The following is a 26,177-nucleotide window of genomic DNA, read 5'->3' as shown; positions in this document are numbered from 1 at the left end:
TTTATACAATCTATACAACTATAAATTCATCCATATCTTTTAGTTTAAAATATTCACGTGCTTGGTTTAAATCATCAAAAATGCTTAATTCTACAACACAATTTTTTTCTTTAAGCTTCTCAGCCATCTCATATGCCTTTTTATAGTTTTCTTTTTTATAATAGATAAATATCCTTCTTTTGTCTTCTCCGCAAATATCTTCTTCTGTGATTATTCTCATTATATTTTCCACATTTATAGCAAGCCCTGTAGCACACTCATCATCACCAAATTGCTTTGCCAGATTGTCATATCTTCCGCCGCTCAATATTGTATTGCCGACACCATTTGCATATCCTCTGAAAATTACTCCAGTATAATAATCAATATGCTGTATCATTCCTAAATCCACACATATATATTTTTTATATCCAGCATCACTAACTAATTTATAAAGTTCACGAACATTATCAACTGCCATTAGTGCTTGCCTATTATCTGTCATTGAAGATGCCCTGTCTAATACTTCAATACCTCCAAACAACTTTGGTATTTCTCTAAGTATGGCTTTGTTTTTATCATCTATACACTCTTCATTTTCCTCTATAAAGGTTTCAAGAGCTGTAAAATTTTTATTTTCTACATAATATCTTAACAATTCAATCTCTTTATCTTCCATGCCAATTTCATTTAATATGCTCTTAAAAAAATTAATTTGTCCAAATTCTATCTTAAAATCTTTAACTCCACATTTTAAAAGTGCCCTTATCGCAGTTGTAATTATCTCTGCATCTGCTCTAATACTTTCTGCTCCCAGAATTTCTATTCCTGACTGAGATATCTCCATATCCTTACCATTTAAATTTTCATTTTCTCTATATACATTTTCTGTATAACAGAGCTTTAATGGATGAGTTGCCCTTTTTAATTTAGTTGCAGAGATTCTAACTGCCGGTGTAGTCATATCAGGTCTCAAGACCATCATTCTTCCCTGCTTATCAAATAATTTATACATGTTCTCCTGTTTAAATATAGTTTTATCATAATTAAATACATCATAAAACTCTAAAAGAGGCGATGAAATTTCTAAAAATCCAGCATCTATATAAGTTTTTCTGAGTATATTCTGTATTTGAACCTTTTTGCTGCATTCATCAAAAATAAGGTCTTTAGCACCTTCCGGTATATATCTCTTCCAATTTTCCATGTATATCCTCCAGCTTTCTTAGTTTATCATGATAAAGTGATAAATTGGTATAGTGATACTATACCAATTTTTTGTGCAAAATACAATAGTTTTTTTATATTTTTTTAATATTTTTATTATACGCATAAAATAAATATGGCATACTGATCTTAATTATAAAAAAATCAGTATGCCTATATTGTATCAACTAGCTATTTAATTATATTAAGTTATTAAAACTTAACCTTTTCTCCAGTATATGTGCACTCAAATAATTTTTTCATTTCAGCTTCAGTTATAGCTCTAGGATTAGCTCCAGTACAAGCATCTAACATGGCATTATGAGCTACGAAATCTATATTGTCCTTAAATTCTTTCTCATCTATTCCGTACTCTTTAACTGTAGCTGGTATCTCCATCTTCTTATTCATATCTTTAATAAGGCTTGTTAATGAATCTATTAATTCGTCATTATTGTTTCCTGGAAGTTCGAGTCTTCTAGCTATATCTGCATATCTGTCACTGCAGGATTTCTTGTTAAAATCTATAACATAAGGCAGGAATATAGCATTGGCACATCCATGAGGTATATGGAATACTGCTCCTGTTTTATGAGCCATACTGTGAGTTATTCCAAGAAGTGCATTTGAAAATGCCATTCCAGCCAAACACTGTGCTATATGCATATGTCCTCTGGCTTCTTTATCTCCTTCATAAGATTTTAATAAGTATTTATTTATCATAACTATTGCATGAATAGCAAGTGGATCTGAAAAATCTGAATGTAATCCTGCAACGTATGCCTCTATTGCATGAGTAAGTGCATCCATTCCAGTATGTGCTGTAAGTTTTTTAGGCATAGTCTGTGCAAGTGCTGGATCTACTATAGCTATATCAGGAGTAAGATTAAAATCTGCAAGTGGATACTTTATCTTAGATTTATAATCTGTTATTACAGAAAATGATGTTACTTCTGTTGCTGTTCCACTTGTTGAAGGTATTGCAACAAATCTTGCTTTCTGCCTTAACTTAGGGAGTCCAAAAGGAACTACTGCTTTTTCAAAAGTAAAATCAGGATATTCATAGAATATCCACATAGCTTTAGCAGCATCTATTGGTGAACCTCCTCCTATAGATACTATCCAATCAGGCTCAAATTCTCTCATAACTTTAGCACCATTCATAACAGTATCTACAGATGGATCTGGCTCAACACCTTCTATTAATCTGGTTTCAATACCAGCTTCTTTTAAATATTCTTCAACTTTATCAAGGAATCCAAACCTTTTCATGGATCCTCCACCTACTACAATTATTGCTTTTTTACCATCTAATTTTTTTAATTCTTCTAATGAATTTTCTCCAAAATAAATATCTCTTGGCAAAGTAAATCTTGACATATTTTTACCTCCTAAGTATAAATATATTGTTAAATTATTATCTTATCATATTATACCATTATTATATACAATACGTAAATAATTATTTCAAAATAGTCCCATTAAATATTTTTAATGAGACTATTTTTTCTTAAATATTCTTAGTATATATTAAAGTTTAAAATAATTTACTCCTGCTTCAAATATTCTTTGATCTTTATCTCCGGGAATATTTTTTATTACATCTTTTCCTATTCTTTCAGAGTGGCCCATCTTTCCTAAAATTCTTCCATCAGGGCTTGTTATACCTTCTATAGCATAAAATGAACCATTTGGATTAAATTCATCCTTATAATTAGGATTTCCATCAAAATCTACATATTGAGTTGCTACCTGTCCGTTCTCAATTAATTTTTTAATCATTTCATCCGTTGCAACAAATCTTCCTTCTCCATGAGAAATTGCTATTGAATGTACATCGCCTACTTTTACATTGCTAAACCAAGGTGAAATATTTGATGCTATCCTCGTATTTACTATACGTGAAATATGACGTCCTATTTTGTTATAAGTAAGTGTCGGATAATCTTCCTTTATATCTACAATTTTTCCAAAAGGTACTAATCCAAGTTTTATAAGTGACTGGAAGCCATTGCATATTCCAAGCATAAGTCCATCTCTATTATTTAAAAGTTCTTCTACTGCTTCTTTTATTTTAGGATTTCTAAATACATTGGCTATAAATTTTCCAGAACCATCAGGTTCGTCACCTGCACTGAATCCACCCGGAAACATAATTATCTGTGATGAATTTATTTTACTTACCATCTCATCTATAGACTCTTCTATCTGACTTACACTTAAATTTTTAAGTACTAATGTTTCTACATCTGCTCCTGCTTTTACAAATGCCCTTTCAGAATCATACTCACAATTAGTTCCTGGAAATACAGGTATAAATACTTTAGGTTTTGCAATTTTTAGAGATGTAGATACTCTATTTTTTGCCTCAAAGCTTATCTTTTCTATTTTTCTATTATCCTCTTCTGTCTTAGTAGGGAATACCTCTTCTAAGGTTTCGCTCCACTCATCTATCATACTGTTTAAATCTATAGTTTCATCTTCTAACTCTATAGTCTGCTCCTCATGAGTTACACCTATTATTTCATAGTCTACATCCTTAAGACAATTTTTTATATCTACATTTTCATCAAATTCAACTAACATAGAACCATAGTATGGGAAAAATACATTTTCTTTATTAAAATCAGATGAAAATTTCATACCTATTTTATTTCCGAAACTCATATTGCTCACAGCTTCAGCTATTCCACCATCACGTACGGTTTGTGCAGATATTATTTTTTTATCTTCTATAAGTGAATGTATTAACTTATAATTTTTATTTATAACATCAAAATCAGGTAAGTAATATTTATCTATAGGTACTTTAATTATTGCTATGCTAGTTCCAACCTTCTTAAATTCTGGAGATATAACATTATCTGAATTTTCCGTAGTAATAGCAAATGATACCACAGTTGGAGGTACATCCATATCTTTAAAAGTTCCAGACATACTGTCTTTTCCACCTATAGCAGCTACACTAAATTTATCCTGAGCATAAAGTGCTCCAAGGAGTGCAGAAAATGGTTTTCCCCACCTTTTTCCATCTTTCTGTGGGCTTCCAAAATACTCCTGAAAAGTAAGTCTTATATCTTCAGCTTTTCCACCTGCTGCTACAACCTTTGCTACAGATTCACATACTGAATACAATGCACCATGGAATGGGCTCCATTTAGCTATTTTAGGATTATATCCAAAACTCATAATAGTTGAAGTACTGGTATTTCCTGAAGGCACAGGAATCTTTGCTGCCATAGCTTCTATTTTGGTGAGTTGATATTTTCCTCCAAAAGGCATAAGTATAGTATTTCCGCCTATAGTGCTATCAAATCTTTCTACTAAACCTTTTTGACTGCATACATTTAATTCCTTCATCATACTTAACCATGTACTCTTTACATCTTTAGAAACTTTTCTGTTATTTTTAAAGTAGCTTCCTTCTTCACTTGGTGCCTCAACAATTGCAGAAGCTTCAGCTCTAACTCCATTTGTATCAATAAATGCCCTGCTCAAATTTACAATAACATTGCCCTTCCATGAAAGTTTCATCCTTTTGTCATCTGTAACTACAGCTACAGCTTTTGCCTCTAAGTTCTCTTCCTCTGCATATTTTATAAATTTATCAGCATTTTCCTTTGATACAACAACAGCCATACGTTCTTGAGATTCTGATATAGCAAGTTCTGTTCCGTCTAATCCTTCATATTTCTTAGATACCAAATCCAAATTTATTTCAAGTCCTTCTGCCAGTTCTCCTATGGCAACAGACACGCCGCCAGCTCCAAAGTCATTACATCTTTTTATAAGTGTGCTGACTTTTGATTTTCTAAAAAGCCTCTGAAGTTTTCTTTCAACAACAGGATTTCCTTTTTGGACTTCCGCCCCTGATGTTATTATGGATTTTTCAGTATGTTTTTTAGATGAACCTGTAGCTCCACCGCAGCCATCTCTGCCAGTTCTTCCTCCAAGAAGTATTACAATATCAGAAGGCTTAGGTCTCTTTCTTATTACATTTTTCATAGGAGCAGCTGCAACTACAGCTCCAACTTCCATTCTCTTTGCTACATAACCATCATCATATATTTCATTTACAAGTCCAGTTGCGAGTCCTATCTGATTTCCATAGGAACTATATCCCTGTGCTGCACCTGTTGTAATTTTCTTTTGTGGTAATTTTCCTTCTAAAGTTTCTTTAATTGGAACAGTTGGATCTCCGCTTCCTGTAACTCTCATAGCCTGGTATACATATGATCTGCCCGAAAGTGGATCTCTTATAGCTCCACCGATACAGGTAGCAGCTCCTCCAAATGGCTCTATTTCTGTTGGATGATTATGGGTTTCATTTTTAAACATTACAAGCCACTTTTCTGTTTTTCCGTCTACATCAGCATCTACAACTATACTACATGCATTTATTTCTTCCGATTCATCCAAATTTTTAAGTTTTCCATCAGCCTTTAACTTCTTCATTGCAATAGTAGCAAGATCCATAAGACACATAGGTTTTTCTTTTCTATTCAATTCTTCTCTAAACTTCAAATAATCACTATAAGCATTTTTTATAGGAAGAGATAATTGTCCGTCTTTAATATCTACATCTTTAAATTCAGTCATAAAAGTAGTGTGTCTGCAGTGATCCGACCAATATGTATCTATTACCTTGATTTCAGTTATAGTAGGATCTCTCTTTTCATCATTGTAAAAATACTTCCTGCAGAATTCAAGATCATCAAGGCTCATGGCAAGACCTTTCTCCTTTAAAAATTCTGCTAGTTCATCTCTTTTCATTTTTGTAAATCCATTCAAAACTTCAACATCCTGTGGGACATTAATTTTCTCATTTAGATCCGATACCTTTTTAAGAGATGCTTCTCTTGAATCCACTGGATTTATGCAATAATTTTTTATGCTTTCAAATTCTTCATCACTTATATTTCCTTCAATTATATAAACTTTAGAGGATGCTATTTTAATTCTCTCTTTCTGACTTAATATTTGTATACATTGAGATGCAGAATCAGCTCTTTGATCATACTGCCCTGGAAGGTATTCAACTGCAAATATTCTACTTTCTTTTACATCTTCCAATTCTTCTTCATATACATTATCTACAGTTTTCTCTGCAAACACTGTATATTTTGACTTCTCATATTCGTTTTCCTCCATATCCTGGATGTCATAGCGATTTATTATTCTCAAATTTTCCACATCATTAATATCGAGACTTTCTTTTATATCCTTTAAAAGCCCGTGAGCCTCTACATTAAATCCTGGTTTTTTCTCTACAAATAATCTTCTAATTTTCATTCCGTTCTCTCCCCTAATTATATTTTCGAACATTATTTACATTTTTTCCGAAATCATTCGCATTTATTATATCATATATGTTTATTTTGGGAAACAATTATATAATATTATTTTTAATTTACCCATATAAAATGCAAGAAATTATATAAACTAACAAAATAAATTTTGCATATACTGAATTATAAAATTTGTATAGGTGGTGTACTCATTGGAAATAGAAAATTTAGTAGATGTTTCTATAATTATTCCCTGTAAAAATGAATCAAACAATTTAATAAAAACCATAGATTCTATTATGTTTTCCAAAAATTCTTTTACTTTTGAAATTATCGTAGTAGATGATGGATCTACAGACTTATGCACAGATTTTTTAAAATACACTTTAATTAAAAATGTCTATAAAAATATACATTTAATAGAGACAAACTCTTTAGGTTGTTCTGGTGCAAAAAATGCTGGTGCAAAAATCGCCAGAGGAAAATATCTTGTTTTTTGTGATGCACATATAAAAGTACAGGACGGATGGCTGGATTCTCTTGTAAATACATTAAAAGATCAAAATGCTTCTTTATCTGCCCCATCTATTTTATATACAAAAAATTTCATTTCAGGGACCTATGCTTATGGTGCCACCTGGAATAAAAGCCTTGGCTATACATGGCTTTTAAATAATCCTAATAGTATAGAAGAAATACCATTTGCCCCTGCTACAACCTTATGCATAACCAGAGAATGCTTTAATAAAATAAATGGATTCGATACTTTTTTCATAGGTTATGGCGTAGAAGACCAGGAATTATGTTTAAAATCCTGGCTATATGGTTATAAAATTGTTATCAATCCCAATATAAAAGTAAAGCATCTTTTTAAGGAAAAACATTCCTATAAGATAACTAATGATTGTTTAATCTATAATACACTGTGTCTTGCTTATTCTCATTTCAAAAAAGACCGTCTCAAAAAAACTATTACTATATTTAAAAAACATAAGGGCTTTTCCGTTGCAGCAAATAATATCAAATCAAATATAGTTGAAATTTTAAGACAAAGGGATAAATATTTTACAGAGCGTATCCATAGTGATGATTATTTCTTCAAAAAATTTAATATTTACTTTTAATATTCTAATTAACATATTTATTTTAAATTGAATATATTAAAAGTGTACTACTATACCATGGAGGGATGTGGAGGCAATCATGAAAGTACTAGTTACAGGTGGAGCTGGTTTTATTGGTTCTCACATAGTGGATTTATTAATCAAAAACAATTATGAAGTTTGTATAATTGACGATTTAAGTCATGGAAATATAGATAATATTAATTCTAAGGCAAAATTCTACAAATATAATATTAAAAGCAGTAACCTTATTAATATTTTTAAAATAGAAAAACCTGAAGTTATAATACACGAAGCAGCAAAAATAAGCGTATCCGATTCTATTAAATATCCAATAAAAGACGCAGAAACCAATATTATAGGTACTTTAAATGTATTAGAAGCAGCAAGAAAAACAAACATTAAGAAAATTATTTATTCTTCTTCTTCAGCCGTATTTGGTAAGGCAGAATATTTTCCAATTGATGAAAATCACCCTTTAAATACTATTTCTAACTATGGAGTAAGCAAACAAGCTTCAGAAAATTATTTAAAAGTATACAAAGAATTATACGGTTTGAATTATATAATTTTAAGGTATTCAAATGTTTATGGTCCAAGGCAGAAATCTTCAGGTGAAAGTGGAGTTATTCCAATTTTCTGTATGAAAATTTTAAAAGATAAATCACCTTTTATATATGGAGATGGAAATCAAACTAGAGACTTTATATATGTAAAAGATGTTGCTAGAGCAAATCTACTTTCAATACAAAATAACCTTTCAGGTATATTTAATGTATCTAGCAATAAAAGTATTTCAATTAATCAGCTTTTTAAATATATATCAAGCATTTTAAACAAGAATATAAGTCCTATCTATAAAAGAAAAATAAATGGTGACATAGAGAATAGTCTTATATCCTATAAAAAAATATTTAATGAACTGGGCTGGAAACCTAAATATACAATATTAGAAGGATTAAAAGAAACGATAGAGTTTTATAAAAAGAGGTGAACAATATGAAGTTTTTTTCAAATCCCAAAGTCAGTATAATAATTCCCTGTTACAACTATGGCAAATTTCTCAATTACACTATTTATTCCTGTCTAAGCTCAACTTTTGATGATATTGAAATTATTGTAGTAAATGACGGTTCAACAGATTCATATACACTGAAATTGCTGAATAAACTTAATTATAAAAATCTCATGGTAATAAACCAAAAAAATAAAGGTTTACCTTCTGCAAGAAATTCTGGCATCAGGGAAGCTCGCGGAAAATATATACTTCCTTTAGATGCAGATGATTTAATTAGTCCTATTTTAATTGAAAAAGAATATAAAATCTTAGAAGAAAGGTCTGACGTTGGTTTTGTCACTCATTGGACTCAGGCATTTGGCACCGAAAACTATATATGGTCTGTTCCACCTTTTAATACAAAGAAATTACTAGAAGAAAATATAGTCTGTGTTACTTCACTATTAAGGAAAAAAGCCTGGTTGGATGCAGGCGGATATAATGAACAAATGAATGAAGGTTTTGAAGATTGGGATTTCTGGATTTCCCTCGTAGAAAGTGGTTGGACAGGATATACTCTTCAAGAAATTCTCTTTTATTATAGGCGTCATGGCAAAACCATGTTTCATAATGCTAAAGAAAAATATAAGTATCTCTATAACAGAATTAAAAATAATCATCCTCATATATATGAAAAATATGGATTATAATTCAAGGGAGGCAAACTATGAAAATTTTATATATATATCCTTTCTGTGGATTAGGAGGAGTAGAAACTTCAATAATAAACAAGATGCAATCCATGAACAAGTTAGGCATATATTCTGAAGCATTATTACTAAATTTTTATGGTGAGGGAGGTACAATTTTAACAAAAAATTCTCATATCAATGCCTCTCCCTCCATAGATGATTTAATAAATGTAATAAATAAAAATTTTGATGTTATATCAATAATTGATTTTCCACAATTTTTTAGAGCATTAAATATTCTGCAAATTAATAGTAAAATAATATATGAAACTCACTGCTCTGATTTACCTTCTATGCGCAGAAATTACAAAATCATGAATAGTGAAAAAATTTCAGCAATTATAGTTCCTTCAGATTTCAATAAAAATATGATAAAAAAATTAGTAAGAACGGATAAAAAAGTTTTTGTCCTGCCAAATCCTATAAACATGGCCCTATTTAGAAATATACCTCTTTCTAAATTACTTGAAAAAAACAAGGAATTCATCGATAAAAAAAATATTATATGGGTTGGCAGACTACAAGGATCTAAAAATCCTGTTGAATTTATTAGATTGGGATTAAGATTACTTAAAAAAGATATGAACTTCCATTTTACTTTAGTTGGAGATATATGTGGAGATTATCAATTCTTCAACTTTATTAAGTCAAATATACCACCAAATTATAAACCTAAATTTTCATTTATTCACAGTGTACCAAATGAAGAAATGCCTGAGATATATTCATTAGCTGCAAATACTGGAGGGTGTCTGGTTTCAACTTCAAATAATGAATCACTTCCAATGATATTTTTAGAAGCAATAAGTTGTAGGTGTCCTATAGTATCTACCAATGTAGGTGGTATTGGAGATATTATTATAAATAACTCGACTGGCAAAATATATCCACTTAATAATATCAATGAAGGTTTTAATGCAATTTATGATCTAGTGGATGAAAAAAACAAAGTTAAGAGGAATAAAATCATAAATAATGCTTATTCATTAGTTAAATCAAGACATTCCTTTGAAAAAGTATCTGAAAACTATAAACACATTATAAATATGATTTTTAATTAAAATTATTTAATTCTTTTGGAGGATTAATATGGAAAATATAGATGCAAGTATTATTATAGCAACTTATAATAGGCGTGATTTACTTAAATTAAGCTTACACTCCTTTAACTTTCAAGATTATAACAAAAATAAATTTGAAGTTATTTTAATTGATGATGGCTCCACCGATAACACTTATGACATGATAAAATCCCTCGATGCTAACTATAACTTAATATTTTTAAGGAATGAAAAAAATCGTGGTGCAGCATTTGCCAGAAATATAGGATTAAAAAATGCTAAAGGAGATATTATAATATTCTCTGACAGTGACTGCATTGTACCTCCAAATTTTATAAGTGATCACTTGAAATATCATAGTACAAACAGCAAAATATGCGTCAGCGGTGCGATTAGATGGAAAAAAGTTTTTTCAAATTATTATAAAAATTTTAACACCATGCAGCTCACAGAATTTAAAAAAGCTGCAGAAACTATTCCTTTATTCAAAGATAGATTAAAATGTATAAATTTTAATTATGATGATAACTTCAAAATTTTATCTAAAGATGATGTGCCTAATATTGATAAATATAATTATATACCTTCCTGGAGTGAGGAATATTTGGGAAAGATAATAAAGATCTTCGGGAAAGATTTAAAAAATTTTCAATATCCATGGATACTATTTACCACAGGCAATGTATCAATTGAAAAAAAGTATATTATTGATGCAGGTTATTTCGATCAAAGGTTAAGAAGAGAAGAAGATTGGGATTTAGGTTATAGGCTTTACAAAAATGGAGTAAAATTCATATACTCTCCTGAACTAGAAAGCACACACCAGGAACACACAATAATTAATAATAGAGAAAAAAAAATGATGAATTCCTACAAAATGATATTTAATAAATATAAAGATTATGAATTATTTTTATTCTGCCTATTTATTGAAAACACTATAGATATATCCAAATTATCCGAAGCTGACGCTCAATATAAAATTTTACTTCAAAATAAATATAAGTATAGCAAATTAATTGATAGGTTTCATCTTCTTTTAAAATACAGAGTTAATTCATTTCTAGAAAGTAAGATAAAATCTGATAAATTTATGAATATAGGTACTAATTTTATAGATACTAATTTAAAAAACATGGATTCATTTACTAAAGTATTTAAGGAATTGTCAAGAATTTTATATTAATTAATAAGGAGTGTTAATTTTGATAGAAACTTCAATAGATGCATCTATAATTATTCCCTGTAAAAATGAAGTGAATAATTTAAAGTGGACTGTAGAATCCATTATGAAATCCAAAAATTCTCTTAAATTTGAAATAATAGTGGTAGATGATGACTCCCGGGATTTAAGTGCAGAATTTTTAAAATCACATGAATATAAAGATATTACTCTAATAAAGACTAATAATTTAGGTGCTTCCATGGCAAGAAATGAGGGTGCAAAGGCTTCCCACGGGAAGTATCTATTTTTTTGTGATGCCCATATAAAAGTACCAGATGGTTGGTTAGACAATCTGGTAAATTCATTAAGAACTCACAATGCCCATATAATAGCGCCCTGCATTGTAGATATAAACAACAGCCTTTCAGCAGGTTATGGACAAACCTGGGATAGCAATCTTAATGTTGTATGGTTAATTCAAAATCCCAATTGTATCTCTGAAATTCCAATTGCTTGTGGATGTGCTTTTTGTATAGAAAGAGAAGCTTTTGAAAAAATAAATGGCTTCGACCACCTGTTTCATGTATGGGGAAAAGAAGACGAAGAACTCTGTTTTAAAGCCTGGCTTTATGGTTACAAGACTATAATCAATCCATATATAAAAGTTAAACATCTTTTTAGAAAAAAACACCCTTATAAAGTTACTAATGTAGATTTTATATATAATATGCTCTGCATTGCCTATTCCCATTTCAAAAAAGAGAGAATTATTAAGACCATTAATATCGCAAATAAAAACTTGCTTTTTACCGATGCAGCAAAAAATATTAAAGTCAACTTTAATTCAATACTTAAACAGAGAGAAAAGTATTTAAATGAACGCATTCATGATGATGACTATTTCTTTAAAAAATTTATGATTCCATTTTAGTTAATGCTATATAAAAATATGTAAATTACAAATAAGGGAATATTACTGTTCCCTTATTTGTAATTATTAACATGTAGGTGTAACTTTTCCTGTAATTTCAAATACATTTGTAACACAATTACTACCAATAGGTCCAAGATTCCTGTAACTTAAGTCGCTAACCAAAAACTTTACTGATGCAGGATCAATAGTGCCGCAGCAAACTACATCTGAATTGCAAAAGCATATACAATCAGAGCAGCATAAAAAAGCACAATTTCCACTTGTATCTTTAAATCCCAAACTTGCAAATACTTTAACAGTTCCAGTTACTTTTGCCCTATTCAATAATACTGTGCATCCATTTGCAAGTGTTGCCTGACATCTATCTGCTGATGGAATAACAGTAAAATTCGATCCTGAAGAAACTCCTGCATGTAATTGTCCATTTATAAATGTAAAATCAGTTGGAACTTGAATTAGGCAACAGAAAGTTCCAGGTGTACATGGTGGACAAGTAGTTGGCGGTGTAGTTGGATTGCAACATGGATCAGAAGAATCTTGCTGAAGAACAACATCAGGTGATGTCTGAATTAAACCAGCTAATTCTTTTTTTTCATCATCGCTCAAATCAACTGCTAATTGTTTTTTTGTTATATTGTCTATTTCCATCATTATTTCTTGAATATCCTTCACTTATTATCTCTCCTTTATTGAATAATGATAAGTATTACTTATAATAATATTTTACGTAATACGATTTAAAATGTTACAGTTTTAAGTATTTTTGTTATAATATCAATGTCATTATTCATATTTTATATAAGAGTACTTCTCTAGAGGTGAAAATATATTAATGGAAATAAGCAGAGAAAACTTTTATATTATAGAACAATCCAGTGGGAATGTATGGTATTTCTATTATAATGAATGTCTAGGAATTGTTTACAGGATTTTTAAAGAAAATTTACAGTCTAACTATCAATTAGTTACAGATACTGGCACTAAAAACTTTTCAGTTGTTTTATTCCCAGATGATACAATATGCGTTTTATACGAGGATATAAACGGCGAAATAAATTTAACTACCTGTGATGGAGAAACCTGGAGTGAACAGAAAATTTTAAAAAATATACACAGAGAATTATTTTCTCCTTATTTTAAAGCCGTTGTTATTAAAAATAAACTTTATATCATTTATAGCATTTTAAATAAAATCACAGGTATATCAACTCTTTTTCATCAAACATTTGATGGGAAAAATAATTTATCTAGTCCTAAAATAATTGACACAGTTAAATTCAATTATAATGTTCCATTTAATGTTTACGTATTGAAAAATAAAAAACTATTTATTATGTATCAGAGGTTGATAAATAATCATCAATTAGGTTATAAAGTTTTTGATGATAAACATTGGTCCAAATTTTATATAATAGATAAATCTATTCATCCATATAAAAATTATTCCATAATCATATATAACCATAGAGTCCACTCGTTATATATAAGAAGCGAAAAGAATAATGATAAAATAATTTATACAGCTGGTACCAATGCCAATTTTAAATATACTGAACTTGCTGAAAATCAAGATATAATTTCCTGTACATTTTTTATAACACATACACAAATATGGTGTTCATGGATACAACATAATAAAATTTTTAGCAGCTTTTCAATAGATAATGGAAATAGTTTTAGTAATCCGCCTTATAGTAAGCTATTATCATCAAATATTGTTAAATGGTCATACTCTACAAACAGAGCTTCAAATATAAATGATTTAATTTTAAAAGAAGTATATATTTCACCAGACGAACCTCTAAAATATCTAATTATCTCAGATATTTATTCTTATGATAATAATGTATCTTACAAAGCATATTTTATAAATAAAATTGTGGAAAAAATACTAAAAAAAATGCAGGAATAAATCCTACATCATACATTATTCACTTAGAATTCTAGATATAAGTCCACCTGGCATTATAATGTTTCTAATTTTATCATAGGGAATTTCGATTTTAAATAACCCATAATAATGAGGAGTTATACTTTTCCATTAAATAAATCACTAAAATTATAAGTTTCACCGGTATTAGCATCAACTGTTATAGAAGAATACGCCGTAAAACCATGAGCTGCTTTATTTATATAAGTATACATACTAAAAAGTATACTTAAGACTTTTGCTCTATTTAACATTGTTTCATAACTTCCAAGCACTTCATTAAAATCTATAACATCAGCCTTAAGTACTTCACTTTTAAACAGCTCACTTACCTCATTTATTATTGCATTATTTATTTTTGTTATACTTGCCCTGGTATATCTGTCAGACATAACCGGATATGATATACTAAACTTATCTACTGAATTTATTAATGTGAGTTTAAATATTATTCATCTTTATATATTTAAAACTTCCAACAAACTTTACATAAACATTATCCCCATTTGCCTCTTTTATACAGCCATCATAATTAAAATCATACAATAATATTATGGAATTATACTCTCTATCAAGTTTATCTATAAATTTTTTGCTATAATCTGAAATAATATTTTCTGAAAAAGATTGATCTTTTATTATATCTGAAAATGAATCAGAGTCTCTTTCAATAAAGTTTATCTCCTTTAAATCTTCATCAAAACATTCAAATTTAAAATCCATTTCAAACTTAGAATTCAAATAATCACCAAACTTAGAATAATTGACTTGAAGATAATGCTGCAAATCTTTAATATCAGAACATTTTCCAAGCCATATAGATACCATTCCTTCATGTTCCATTAAATTCTCTCACCCCTTTAAGATCTAAATACAACTTCTTCTTTAGAAAACATAACCTTTGCCAAAAATACTGTAGCTATCACATATATAACATGCCATCCTAGTACCACAACAATATGTGCAGGATTAAATATTCCTGCAATAGCCTCTTTCATAACTACTACTGCATTTACTACAGGAATATTAAAAAATACAAAGCCTATACTTTTAGCATCCATCATAAAAGGCACATATGTTAAAATCATTACTGGTACAATAAAGCCTCCAAGATACGTATTTGCCTCTTTCATAGAACGTGCAAATATACTTATAGATATCTCTACAGAACTTAGAGCTATTAATACAAATATCGATACTATACCAATTATAGCAAATGCACCTATTGGAATAGTAAAGTTACCTCCACTAGAGAATGTATATAGCATTGAACCTATCATAGATGCTAATGTAACTATTAACGTAATTATTGCAATAGTTGAAATAGCTATAAGCTTTCCCCAGAATATAGACATTCTACTTGTAGATGTTGACAAAAGAGGCTCGAAAGTTCCTCTCTCCTTCTCTCCTGCTATAAGGTCTGCCGCTATCCCAACAGTTGGACTTATCATAAAAATAATTAGTATAGTTGGAAGTATGTTTAGTATTCCCTGTGCCATAGAATCTTTAGTTTGCTTATCTGAAGTTTGCTCCTTTATTTCAAAAGGGATAAGCAATTCAGTTTTAATTCCCTTTGCCTGTAATCTTTTATCAACAACAGATTTGCTATATTTATTGAATATTTCTTTTATCATAGAAGATGCCATGGTCGATTTATTAGAATCTTCATCATATATAATCTTAATATCAGTTTCACTTTCCTTTGAAATCTTAGAATCAAAGTCTTTAGGTACCTCAATTATAAGTGATATTTTACCTTTGTTTAGTTTTTCATTTTCATTTCCGCTATTATCCATTGTTATATTTTTCATACTCTTTAACATTTTATAAACAGAAGAATTTGTATCGCCCTTATATGCAATATCAACATTTTTTTCAACAGAACTTGTGGCATCCTTCATTGTATAATCTATTATTTTAAACATTGCAGGATACATTATAATAGGAAGTAATATAGTAAATAAAATAGTTTTCTTATCTCTGAATATATCTATAAGTTCCTTTTTTAAAATCACCCAAAAATTACTCATTTTTTACCTCCACGTATCAATGTAACAAATACTTCTTCCAAATCATCATTATTATATTTCGTTTTTAAATATTCTATAGTTCCTTCTTCTATAAGCTTCCCCTTATGAATTATAACTACTCTGTCACACAGTTTTTCTACTTCTGTCATAGAATGTGAAGATAAAAGTATTACTTTGCTTTCCTTTTTGCACTTCAATATAAATTCATGTATAACTCTTGCAGCAGAAACATCTAATCCTGTACTTGGCTCGTCAAATAGCATTACATTTGGGGAATGGATTATAGTTCTTGCTATAGATACTTTCTGTTTCATTCCTCTAGAAAACTTGCCAGCTTTCCTATCCATATATTCGCCCATTTCAAGATCTTCTGTAAGTTCATCTATCCTTTTATTTATTTCATCTTGATTCATGCCATATAATTTACCGAAATACTCCATATTTTCTCTAGCCGATAGCCTATCATAAATGCCTACTTCTCCTCCAAATAGAATTCCTATTTCACGTCTAACTTTAGAAGGATTCCTAACAACATCATATCCATTTATTTCTATACTTCCTTCACTTGGCTTTAACATAGTAGAAATCATTCTTAAAGTTGTGGTTTTACCTGCTCCATTTTCGCCTAGTAATCCAACTATTTCTCCTTCATGAACATTAAATGACAAGTTATCTACTACTTTTGTTTGCTTAAATTTCTTGCTCACTCCTTTTATTTCAAGCATTTTCTCACTCCCAATTAATATAAGTTTGTTACCAATAATTATATACTATATTAGAATTTTAATAAATATTTAATAAAATAACAATTAATATAAAAAAGCTGCTTCCATTCAAAAGGAAACAGTCTTGAATATTACAAAAGCATTATATTACGAGTGTACATTTAAAATAGTGAAGAATCCTATAATCAACGCACAAATCATTATACCTGCTGAAACCAAACACGTATTGCTCATCCCAAAAGTAATATTTATTGGATTAAATTCTGCTGCAGATTTGGTTCCTGTAAAGAAATAAAATATTGCTCCTATCAATGAAGATCCGGTTGTCTGTCCAATACTTCGAGACAAATTTAAAAGTCCAGATGACAATCCTCTTTTTTCAGGTTTAGACATAGATATTATACATGCATTATTTGGAGTCTGAAAGAAAGCAATACTTCCATCAAAAAAGAAAAATGTTATTGCAAAGGCAACTGCACTTGAAAAAGTATTTAATTTGGACATCATAAAAACACCAAAGGTAAAGGCTGCTATTCCAAACATCATAACTTTATGATCTCCAAAATAGTTGGAAGCCCTTCCCGCAATAGGGCTAAAAATGGCACATCCAATTGGCCCTGAAGCGATCAATAATCCCGACATGAATGTAGAATAGCCCATTGCCTGCTGGAGATAAAAAGGAAATATAAGAGTTGATCCAGTAATTACTGCATAAAGCAGTACAGCTATGGCAAGACTTCCACTAAACACAGGATTTTTAAACATATCTAATTCTACAATTGGAAATTTTATTTTTCCTTCATAAAATATAAATATGGCAGTTCCAAAAAACGCAGCAGCAATAAGCAATACAACCATGAAACTCATACCTTGAGCTTCTGCAAAAGTTATACCCAAATTATAGCAAACAAGTATACCTGCCAATATAAATACTCCTGCAAGGTCAAACTTTTCCACATGCTCAGTTATCGGGATTTCAGGAAACCTTAAAGTCAGAATAAATGCCAATATTCCTATGGGAACATTAAAAAAGAAAATGAATCTCCAGCCAGTTAAGCCTATAAGCATGCCACCAACTGCCGGTCCTAGAGCAATCCCTATTGGAAGCATAGACGTTAGAATTCCCATGCTTTGAACTAATTTGTTTTTTGGAACAAGATCACCTACAATAGCAAAGGACAGTGCAGTAAGTACTGCTCCACCTATACCTTGAAGTATTCTGAACAATATGAGCATATAAATGGACCCTGCTACACCACAAAGTAAAGAGGCTACCGTAAATATTGCAATTCCACAGATAAATATAGACCTTTTGCCAAATATATCTCCAATTCTTCCTATGCTTACTATCAATGAAGTAACTGCAAGTAAATATCCCAAAGCTATCCACTGTACACTGGCAAAACTTATATTTAATGATTTCTCTATTGCAGGAAGTGCAATATTTACAATATTTGTATCAATAGAAGACATAAGAGTAGCAAGCGAAAGTGTAAAAACTACAAGTGCAGTGTTATTTCTATTTTTACTGCTTACCATCATAATTGAAACACTCCTTAAAAAAACATATTCAATAAGTCATAGTCTTTTTGTCTGTTGTTGTTTTCACTGTTTACTTCATCAAAATTTACATATATAATTTTGTTATTTCTAATTCCAACGGCTTTGTTTGAGAATCCATTCATTAATAGTTTCACAGCTTTCACACCCATTTTAAAGGCCAGTACTCTATCAAAAGCAGATGGATTTCCTCCTCTTTGTATGAATCCCAGCACTGTACTCCTTATATTAATGTGAAGTTTACACTCAATATATTTTTGGAGATCATCAATGTCATACATTCTCTCAGTCACTATTATGATGTTGTCTTTCTTGCCGTTTTGAATGCTTTTACCTAATTTTTCACATATGTCATCAAAGCTCAATTTATTTTCAGGTGTTGATATTATTTCTCCTCCTCCAGCCAGAGCCGAATACAGTGCCAAATCACCACAATACCTTCCCATAACTTCAACAATAGTAGTTTTCTCATGGGAACTATCAGTATCTTTTATATTTTTAATACATCCAAGGACTGTGTTCAAAGTCGTATCAAATCCTATACAATAATCCGTATAGTTCAGATCATTATCTATAGTTCCTGGTAATCCAACAGTACTGATTCCTAAATCACACAATTTTTTCGCACCTTTAAATGATCCGTCTCCTCCAATTACAATCACACCATCTATACCGAATTTTTCTAATGTAGATAAAGCTTTTTTACGCCCTTCCTCGTTAGTAAACTCAATACATCTGGCAGTTTTTAAAATAGTGCCTCCCATTTCTGCTATATTTTCTACATCCAAGCTATTCAATTTAAATAATTCCTGTTCTATTAAACCTTTATATCCATGTTTTACCCCAAAAACTTCCATGCCATTGTAAATTGCACATTTTACTACTGATCTTATGGCAGCATTCATTCCTGGAGCATCTCCACCACTGGTTAAAATTGCTATTTTCATCTATTTCACCCACCCAATAATTTATTATTTTTTATTGAATACTTTTCATATTCTAATTTTGAATTTATAAAAATAAACTGAACACAGAAATCCGACAGCAGATATGGCTGCCATAAAATAATAAGCTGCACCAATATTATAGCTGCCAGCAATCATTCCTGTAAAAATTGGGATTACAGTCATGCCAACTGCATAAATTGCCTGAAAATAACCCATGGCTGTAGATTTTTTACTCTTTTCCACATTTTTCATTGCTTCACTGGTACAAAAAGAAAAAAGAATTCCTGTTGACATAGCAATTAAAATTTGAGCCAAATATATATACACAATAGCATCTACATTTGGAACAACAATGCAATATATAAAAATACATGCAAGTACAAGTGGTATCCATAACTTTGCTCCTTGCTTTACAGCCATTTTAGAAGCTGAGAAATAGGAACTGATTACCGCCGCCGATATATATACTATTGAACTTATGCCAATTTGAAATCCAGAAGCTCCAAGCTTTTCAGCCACTTGATTGGTAAAGGACATTGCCGTAGACATAAGTATTCCCTGCTGTATCAGTGCAAGTAAGGAGAAACCTATAACTCTTTTATCTTTATATACGGTAATAAGCTGCCTCACAGGTAATGGTTCAAAATCAGCGGGAGGATCTTTTATAAAAAATGCCAAAATTGTTGATGGCAGTGCAGTCACAAGACTTAAAACACATAAGAAGTTTATTCCAAATTTATCATAGAACAAAGATCCCAAAACAAAACCTATAAGAATACCCATATTATTAGCAGCAATAATAGTACCCATAGATTTTTGCATTTCATCTTTTTTAAAATAATTTGAATACAGAACCATAAACGAAATCCACATAGCTGATGCTAATCCTGAAAACAAACTTCCAAGCAAAAATCCAGTTCCATTTGGAATAAATATTCTAAAAAGGGAGGCAAGACCGCTTGAACTAACACCTATTATGATAAACAATTTATGGCGTCCTCTCAAATCTGCCATTATGCCTACAGGCATACGAAGCAGCATCTGTGACAACCCATAAGCTCCAACAACTACCCCAACAAAGCTGGTAGTTACACCTATGGAAATCAAATATGGCGTCTGATATGGCATGTACACATACTGCGAAAACCAGAACATTACTACTACAATTAATAAAATATTTTTTTGTATTTTTACATTCAATTGCTTGATCATTATTAATATCCTTCTTCCAAAATACAATTTTATAAATTCCACTATATTTTATAGATATACTCTGGTTTTTTCTGCACCAATGCGTATTACATCTTCAGGTTCCATATTCCAATATTCAGGACGAAATAATTCCAGAGAAGCAGTTTTATCATATCCTTTCTCTTTCAATATATCTGTAATTTCCTTTATAGGAATACAGCCATCACCCGGAAAATTTCTGTGACAGTGGTCTAAAATCCCAAGAGGCAGATTTTCACAGTCATTAATGTGAAAAACAAAAATTTTATCTAGAGGAATTTTTCTAAGATACTCAATGTCTGCACATTTATCATTCAAATAGAAATTGATACAATCTATTACTAATCCAACATCACCTCTATTTATTGTACTTATAATCTCATATGCCTGACGGATGCTGTTACAAACCCAGCGTCTGTTTCCAATTGGTTCAAATGCTAATTTTAATCCATATGGCTTGGCAATATCCGCAAGTTTATTAAGTACATTTATGGAATCAATAAAAACTTCCTGCTCGTTCTTATCAGATACATTCTTACCTACAGTAGGTACTACAACCATGTAAGGGTTTCCAATCTGACTAGCAACTTTACATCCAAAAACAAATAAATCAATAAGTTCATTCCACTGCTTTTTACTGCAAAAATTAATATTTTCAATAGAATTTAATGCAAATGGTTTTAAATGACTTGTTTTGAAAAAATTTTTTAAGTCATCAATGGTATTGTGCTTAAGATATGTTTTAAGCATATCAAGACGAAGTTCAATATAATCATAACCATACTTTTCACAAAATTTCAAGTCTGTTTCAACATCAGATTTTTTCATACATGTTGCTTCATTAAATCCCAATTTCATTTAACCTTCAACTCCTTTTAAGATAATATAACCTTTATTTATTTTAAAATAAACAAAGGTTATATTGATTATATAATACCTACTACTTTTATAAAATTTCAGATATCTTAACAGGTCTGTTCTCCTTCAAGGATTTTTTAGCTGCAAGTCCTATAATTACTGCCTTTAATCCATCATCTGCATTTACTGGAGTTTCTTTATTATTTACAATTGCATCAACAAATTCTGTTATTTCTTCTGCATAAGCCTGCATATATCTCTCAAGGAAGAAAAACATTGGTTTTTCACCTGTAACACCATTTTCTGTTGATATAACTGCTGATGATACTGAATCATTTGATATAACAACTTGTCCTTTTGTTCCAAAAACTTCTGCTCTCTGATCATATCCATAAACTGATTTTCTTGAGTTATCTATAACTCCCATAGCACCATTTTCAAATTTCATAGTTATAATAGCTGTATCAATATCTCCAGCTTCTCCTATTGCTTTGTCAACTAAAACATTTCCTGCAGCATAAACTTCAACAACTTCACTGTCCATAAGATATCTAACCATATCAAAATCATGTATTGTCATATCAAGGAATATTCCACCGGATACTTTAACATAATCAATTGATGGTGGTTCAGGATCTCTTGAAGTTATTTTAAGTATCTGAGGCTTGCCTACTTTTCCATCCAATACTGCTTGTTTAACTGCTTTAAAATTGTGATCATATCGTCTGTTAAATCCAACTTGATATTTAACTCCAGGATTCTCCTTAAGTGTTTCTATAACTTCCTTTATTTTAGAAATATCATGATCTATTGGCTTTTCACAAAATACATGCTTATGAGCTTTTATAGCTTCTATTGAAATTTTTGAATGAGTATCTGTTGAAGAACATATTAAAACAGCATCAATTTCTGAATCTTCTAATATTTTTTTGTAGTCAGTATATACATATGGTATTCCTTTTTCTTTAGCCCATTTTTTTTGATCTTCATTTAAGAATGGATCAGCTATTGCTTTAATTTCTGCTTTGTTTACATATTTTGATATACTTTCGCCATGTACTCTGCCTATTCTGCCTACACCAACAATCCCAACTTTTAACATTTTATATCACCTCAATACAATTTTTTATAAGTATTTATTATATCCTGTCTCGAAAAAGGTTCATAACTATTTACAAGAAGCCTCTGCTGCCCTTTTATGACTTCATCAGTAAATATCTGGATTTCTTCTTCTTTCATTCCATATTCTCTAAGAGGTTTCCTTGGCAGCAGTTTGTCTAGAACTTTTGTAAGATTCTCATATACACTGTTTTGATCACAATGCAGTATACCAGATAGCAGATTATTTAAATTTTTTATCTTACCTTGTGGATTCTTCTTAACATAAGTTTTGAATATTTCCGTAAAGAAAAGATAGTTAGCTTCTCCATGAGGGACATGATAATTTCCTCCTATTGGATAGGAAAGTGCATGAACAGCTGCACATCCGGCATTTCCAAATGCGATACCAGCATAGTTACTTCCAAGAACAAAATCATCAATTATCTCAGTTCTATAATCTTGACCATTTTTTAATATATCAACATATCCATTCAATATCAATTTTATAGCTTTTATACTGAACATCTCAGTATAAGGTGTTGCTTTTGGAGACAAATATGACTCAGATGCATGAATAAGAGCATCTACGGAACTTGTTACAAAAAACTTATAAGGCAAGCCTTTTACAACTTCAGGTATCAGTACTGCATAATCTGCATATAGCTGATCCCCCGCAATTCCTTTCTTTGTATGTTTTGATTTGAGCTCGGCAACAGACACATTAGTAACTTCTGATCCAGTTCCACAAGTTGTAGGAACTATAATTAATTTTTTATTTTTTATCAGAGGAACTTTTCCATCAAACAAATCCAATGAATCCTTTGTGTACTTGAGTCTCAGCAGCTTTGCTATATCTATGACAGTACCTCCTCCAAGTGCAACTACCCTTTTATATTTTGCATTTCCTATATCCTTGATTATGCTGTTTATCATCTCATCCGACGGTTCTCCCGCACCATACTCCTCCTGAAATACAACATATGCTCCCTTCTCATATTTTTTCAGAAAGGGCTCATATAAAAATTTGTTAGTCAATATAAGGTCACCTTTTCCTATATTAAAAAAATCTACAAATTCCTTTGTATTATCAAATTTGTAGATCTCAGGAACTATCTTCAGCAGCTTCATATAAATCCCCCCTATTTATAAAATTTAGGCTGTTCTCCTACATTAATAGTCTCAGCTTTTCCTTGATTACGCGATTTAATAAGTGCATCAGCAGTTACACAGGCAATATATCCATCCCATGAGCTTGGTCCTGCCAGTTTATCATTTTTAACTGAATTTACCCATTCCTGGAATTCTGTATCATAGGCCTCTATAAAACGTTGTGACCAATCTTCATATATCTCATAAGAACGCTGACAATTGTAACGTACAAGAACCGTATTTGGATCAGGAAGTCTTATTGTACCTTTTTCACCTACTACTTCACACTGTATGTCGTATCCATATCCAGATGACATATTAACTTCTACATCTATTCTAACGCCACTTTTTGTCTTAAGCAGCATAATTTGTGGATCTAAAAGTTTATCTGATGAATCTCTATTTTGTTTTACTGTAAGTACCTGTCCACTTTCATAATCTTCACCAAGCAGCCAGTGTGATATATCTATCTCATGAATACCTGAATTTGTAATAGTCATATCTGTTGTATGACTTGGAATATGAGTAAGGTTTCTATGACATGCATGAATCATTAGAGGGTTGCCAATTTTTCCACTTTCTATTATATTTTTCAAAGCACGATATCCTCTGTCAAAACGCCTCATAAATCCAACCTGTACTAGACGTTTCCCAAATTTAGTCTCGGCTTTAATGATATCTTCACATTCTTTTGCTGTAGTTGCAAGTGGTTTTTCACAAAATACATATTTTCCTGTCTTAATGCATTCAAGCACATATCCCGCATGGGTTGGATCCCAAGAAGTAATTACAACGGCATCAACTTCATTACTGTGAATAACATCTTCACCAGATTCGTAAAATTTTGCTCCATATTTTTGGGCAACTTTTTTAGCTGTATCCACATTTATATCTGAGACTGCAACTACTTTAGCACCAGTAACTACATCAGTTAAACGTCTTATATGATCTCGTCCAATTCCACCTGTTCCTATAACTCCAATTTTTAAATCCATATTAAAATCCTCCCGTACAAATTATTTATATTTTAGTAAATTGCAGCTTACAGCAAACTGCAATCTACTGTTTTTTGTATTTTATCTATGAATTATTATCCATTGTATGGAAGCATTTCACCTTTCTCAAATGATTCCTTGCATCTATTTGCAATTTTTGATACAGCTGTACCATCATATACTGTTACATTAGGCTGATGGTTTTCTTGAACACATTTAATAAATTCAACCATTTCAGCTATATAGGCTTCATGCCAGCGAGCAAGAAAATCAGGGTAACATTCACGACATACCCCATGCTCACTTAATACTTCAAGCAAACTGTCTGTTCCAACAGAGCCGATACGAAGTGTACCACGGGTACCAATAATTTCAGTTTCTACATTGCACCCATGTGCAGCAGCCCTACCTGCAAATAGAAATGCCATAGTTTCATCTTCAAATTGAATTAGGCAACTTACATTATCTCCATCATTCCATTGACGGTATTGTTTGAATTCAAAACATCCACCAATTCCCCACATATTTTTAGGTTCACTTCCAGTAAACCAACGGCATAAATCTATATCATGTACACACATATCTAGGAATTGACCTCCGCTGTGAGGTGCAAATTTCAATGTGCCTTCTATTGTAGTTATAGGATCTTGTGTATATGAACGTACTAGAATTACTTTTCCAATATCGCCATTTTCTATTTTTTCTTTTGCTTTACGATAGGATTTATCATAACGGCGCATAAAACCAAGCATAAATATTTTATCTTTATGAGCTTCCACTACCTTCTCAACTTCTTTACAATGCTCTACATTTGTGTCAAGTGGTTTCTCGCAAAATACATGTTTGCCCGCATTTAATGCAATTGCAATCTGTTCTGTATGAAGTGCAGATGGAGTAACTATGGCAATTGCATCTAATTCTGGATTATTGCACATCTCCTTGAAATCTGTATAAGTATATGGAACGTTTAGCTCTTCTCCTACTTCTTTAAGTCTCTTCTTATCTACATCACAAAGAGCAGTTAATTCAGCTCCAGGTACACTACTTGCAAGATTGCAAGCATGTTCATATCCAAGTCTTCCTAATCCTGCAGAACCAATTTTAATCTTTTTCATTTTATATCCCTCCAACTTTTATTTAAATATT

23 protein-coding genes are annotated in these 26,177 nt (G+C 30.8%); 7 read left to right on the top strand and 16 right to left on the bottom strand.

Annotation, left to right across the window (positions count from 1 at the left end):
* Nucleotides 1–10 precede the first annotated feature (10 nt).
* The 3 genes from hisZ to J2Z42_RS01010 all read right to left on the bottom strand — a co-directional run bounded on the left by hisZ (nucleotide 11) and on the right by J2Z42_RS01010 (nucleotide 6,477).
* Nucleotides 11–1,186 carry an ATP phosphoribosyltransferase regulatory subunit gene (hisZ, locus tag J2Z42_RS01020; RefSeq protein WP_209700499.1) on the bottom strand — a complete coding sequence of 392 codons (1,176 nt, stop codon included), beginning with the start codon at nucleotides 1,184–1,186 and terminating at the stop codon, nucleotides 11–13.
* A 212-nt stretch (nucleotides 1,187–1,398) separates the two neighbouring features.
* A complete protein-coding gene (locus tag J2Z42_RS01015) occupies nucleotides 1,399–2,565 on the bottom strand; it encodes an iron-containing alcohol dehydrogenase (protein ID WP_209700498.1) in 1,167 nt (388 codons plus the stop codon).
* A 150-nt stretch (nucleotides 2,566–2,715) separates the two neighbouring features.
* The gene (locus tag J2Z42_RS01010) at nucleotides 2,716–6,477 is read right to left on the bottom strand and encodes a phosphoribosylformylglycinamidine synthase (protein ID WP_209700497.1); all 3,762 of its coding nucleotides are present in this window, start codon (nucleotides 6,475–6,477) and stop codon (nucleotides 2,716–2,718) included.
* Between the two features lie 208 nt (nucleotides 6,478–6,685).
* Here J2Z42_RS01010 and J2Z42_RS01005 point away from each other — a divergent pair, with 208 nt between their 5' ends.
* The 6 genes from J2Z42_RS01005 to J2Z42_RS00980 all read left to right on the top strand — a co-directional run bounded on the left by J2Z42_RS01005 (nucleotide 6,686) and on the right by J2Z42_RS00980 (nucleotide 12,503).
* Entirely contained in the window at nucleotides 6,686–7,597 is a 912-nt protein-coding gene (locus tag J2Z42_RS01005) for a glycosyltransferase family 2 protein (protein ID WP_209700496.1), read from the top strand.
* A 79-nt stretch (nucleotides 7,598–7,676) separates the two neighbouring features.
* Nucleotides 7,677–8,591: an NAD-dependent epimerase/dehydratase family protein gene (locus J2Z42_RS01000; protein ID WP_209700495.1), complete on the top strand. Its 915-nt coding sequence runs from the start codon at nucleotides 7,677–7,679 to the stop codon at nucleotides 8,589–8,591.
* A 5-nt stretch (nucleotides 8,592–8,596) separates the two neighbouring features.
* Nucleotides 8,597–9,304, top strand: a complete 708-nt coding sequence (locus J2Z42_RS00995) for a glycosyltransferase family 2 protein (protein ID WP_209700494.1) — start codon at nucleotides 8,597–8,599, stop codon at nucleotides 9,302–9,304.
* A gap of 17 nt (nucleotides 9,305–9,321) precedes the next feature.
* Nucleotides 9,322–10,407: a glycosyltransferase family 4 protein gene (locus J2Z42_RS00990; protein ID WP_209700493.1), complete on the top strand. Its 1,086-nt coding sequence runs from the start codon at nucleotides 9,322–9,324 to the stop codon at nucleotides 10,405–10,407.
* 28 nt (nucleotides 10,408–10,435) lie between these two features.
* Nucleotides 10,436–11,593, top strand: a complete 1,158-nt coding sequence (locus tag J2Z42_RS00985; RefSeq protein ID WP_209700492.1) for a glycosyltransferase family 2 protein — start codon at nucleotides 10,436–10,438, stop codon at nucleotides 11,591–11,593.
* A gap of 19 nt (nucleotides 11,594–11,612) precedes the next feature.
* Complete coding sequence (locus J2Z42_RS00980; protein WP_209700491.1) at nucleotides 11,613–12,503, top strand: glycosyltransferase family 2 protein; 891 nt, start codon at nucleotides 11,613–11,615, stop codon at nucleotides 12,501–12,503.
* Nucleotides 12,504–12,569: 66 nt separating this feature from the next.
* Here the strand turns inward: J2Z42_RS00980 and J2Z42_RS00975 are convergent, their stop codons facing one another.
* Nucleotides 12,570–13,178, bottom strand: coding sequence for a hypothetical protein (locus tag J2Z42_RS00975; protein WP_209700490.1), 609 nt, complete (start codon nucleotides 13,176–13,178; stop codon nucleotides 12,570–12,572).
* A 160-nt stretch (nucleotides 13,179–13,338) separates the two neighbouring features.
* On the opposite strand from J2Z42_RS00975, the gene J2Z42_RS00970 reads away from it, so the two are divergent.
* On the top strand, nucleotides 13,339–14,418 hold the full coding sequence (locus J2Z42_RS00970) for a hypothetical protein (RefSeq protein WP_209700489.1): 1,080 nt from the start codon (nucleotides 13,339–13,341) through the stop codon (nucleotides 14,416–14,418).
* Between the two features lie 116 nt (nucleotides 14,419–14,534).
* On the opposite strand, the gene J2Z42_RS00965 is transcribed toward J2Z42_RS00970, so the two are convergent.
* The 12 genes from J2Z42_RS00965 to J2Z42_RS00910 all read right to left on the bottom strand — a co-directional run bounded on the left by J2Z42_RS00965 (nucleotide 14,535) and on the right by J2Z42_RS00910 (nucleotide 26,146).
* Nucleotides 14,535–14,828 carry a hypothetical protein gene (locus tag J2Z42_RS00965; RefSeq protein WP_209700488.1) on the bottom strand — a complete coding sequence of 98 codons (294 nt, stop codon included), beginning with the start codon at nucleotides 14,826–14,828 and terminating at the stop codon, nucleotides 14,535–14,537.
* 49 nt (nucleotides 14,829–14,877) lie between these two features.
* On the bottom strand, nucleotides 14,878–15,279 hold the full coding sequence (locus J2Z42_RS00960; RefSeq protein WP_209700487.1) for an immunity 22 family protein: 402 nt from the start codon (nucleotides 15,277–15,279) through the stop codon (nucleotides 14,878–14,880).
* Nucleotides 15,280–15,296: 17 nt separating this feature from the next.
* Complete coding sequence (locus tag J2Z42_RS00955) at nucleotides 15,297–16,466, bottom strand: ABC transporter permease (protein ID WP_209700486.1); 1,170 nt, start codon at nucleotides 16,464–16,466, stop codon at nucleotides 15,297–15,299.
* Nucleotides 16,463–17,191, bottom strand: coding sequence for an ABC transporter ATP-binding protein (locus J2Z42_RS00950; protein WP_209700485.1), 729 nt, complete (start codon nucleotides 17,189–17,191; stop codon nucleotides 16,463–16,465). Before J2Z42_RS00950 ends, J2Z42_RS00955 begins: the two co-directional genes overlap by 4 nt.
* 147 nt (nucleotides 17,192–17,338) lie before the next feature.
* Nucleotides 17,339–18,733 (bottom strand): MFS transporter, encoded by a 1,395-nt coding sequence (locus J2Z42_RS00945; RefSeq protein ID WP_209700484.1) that lies wholly within the window; start codon nucleotides 18,731–18,733, stop codon nucleotides 17,339–17,341.
* A 14-nt stretch (nucleotides 18,734–18,747) separates the two neighbouring features.
* The gene (gene pfkA, locus J2Z42_RS00940; RefSeq protein WP_209700483.1) at nucleotides 18,748–19,698 is read right to left on the bottom strand and encodes a 6-phosphofructokinase; all 951 of its coding nucleotides are present in this window, start codon (nucleotides 19,696–19,698) and stop codon (nucleotides 18,748–18,750) included.
* Between the two features lie 45 nt (nucleotides 19,699–19,743).
* Entirely contained in the window at nucleotides 19,744–20,910 is a 1,167-nt protein-coding gene (locus tag J2Z42_RS00935) for an MFS transporter (protein ID WP_209700482.1), read from the bottom strand.
* A gap of 48 nt (nucleotides 20,911–20,958) precedes the next feature.
* The gene (locus J2Z42_RS00930; RefSeq protein ID WP_209700481.1) at nucleotides 20,959–21,786 is read right to left on the bottom strand and encodes a sugar phosphate isomerase/epimerase family protein; all 828 of its coding nucleotides are present in this window, start codon (nucleotides 21,784–21,786) and stop codon (nucleotides 20,959–20,961) included.
* A gap of 88 nt (nucleotides 21,787–21,874) precedes the next feature.
* Nucleotides 21,875–22,888: an inositol 2-dehydrogenase gene (gene iolG / locus J2Z42_RS00925; protein WP_209700480.1), complete on the bottom strand. Its 1,014-nt coding sequence runs from the start codon at nucleotides 22,886–22,888 to the stop codon at nucleotides 21,875–21,877.
* A gap of 11 nt (nucleotides 22,889–22,899) precedes the next feature.
* A complete protein-coding gene (locus J2Z42_RS00920) occupies nucleotides 22,900–24,015 on the bottom strand; it encodes a 4-hydroxybutyrate dehydrogenase (RefSeq protein ID WP_209700479.1) in 1,116 nt (371 codons plus the stop codon).
* 11 nt (nucleotides 24,016–24,026) lie between these two features.
* Nucleotides 24,027–25,031 carry a Gfo/Idh/MocA family protein gene (locus tag J2Z42_RS00915; protein ID WP_209700478.1) on the bottom strand — a complete coding sequence of 335 codons (1,005 nt, stop codon included), beginning with the start codon at nucleotides 25,029–25,031 and terminating at the stop codon, nucleotides 24,027–24,029.
* 95 nt (nucleotides 25,032–25,126) lie between these two features.
* On the bottom strand, nucleotides 25,127–26,146 hold the full coding sequence (locus J2Z42_RS00910) for a Gfo/Idh/MocA family oxidoreductase (protein WP_209700477.1): 1,020 nt from the start codon (nucleotides 26,144–26,146) through the stop codon (nucleotides 25,127–25,129).
* Between the last annotated feature and the right edge of the window lie 31 nt (nucleotides 26,147–26,177).

Origin of the sequence: Clostridium algifaecis, assembly GCF_017874415.1 — a bacterium.
GTDB classification, from domain to species: domain Bacteria; phylum Bacillota; class Clostridia; order Clostridiales; family Clostridiaceae; genus Clostridium_B; species Clostridium_B algifaecis.
This window is presented reverse-complemented; position numbering and strand designations above follow the sequence as displayed.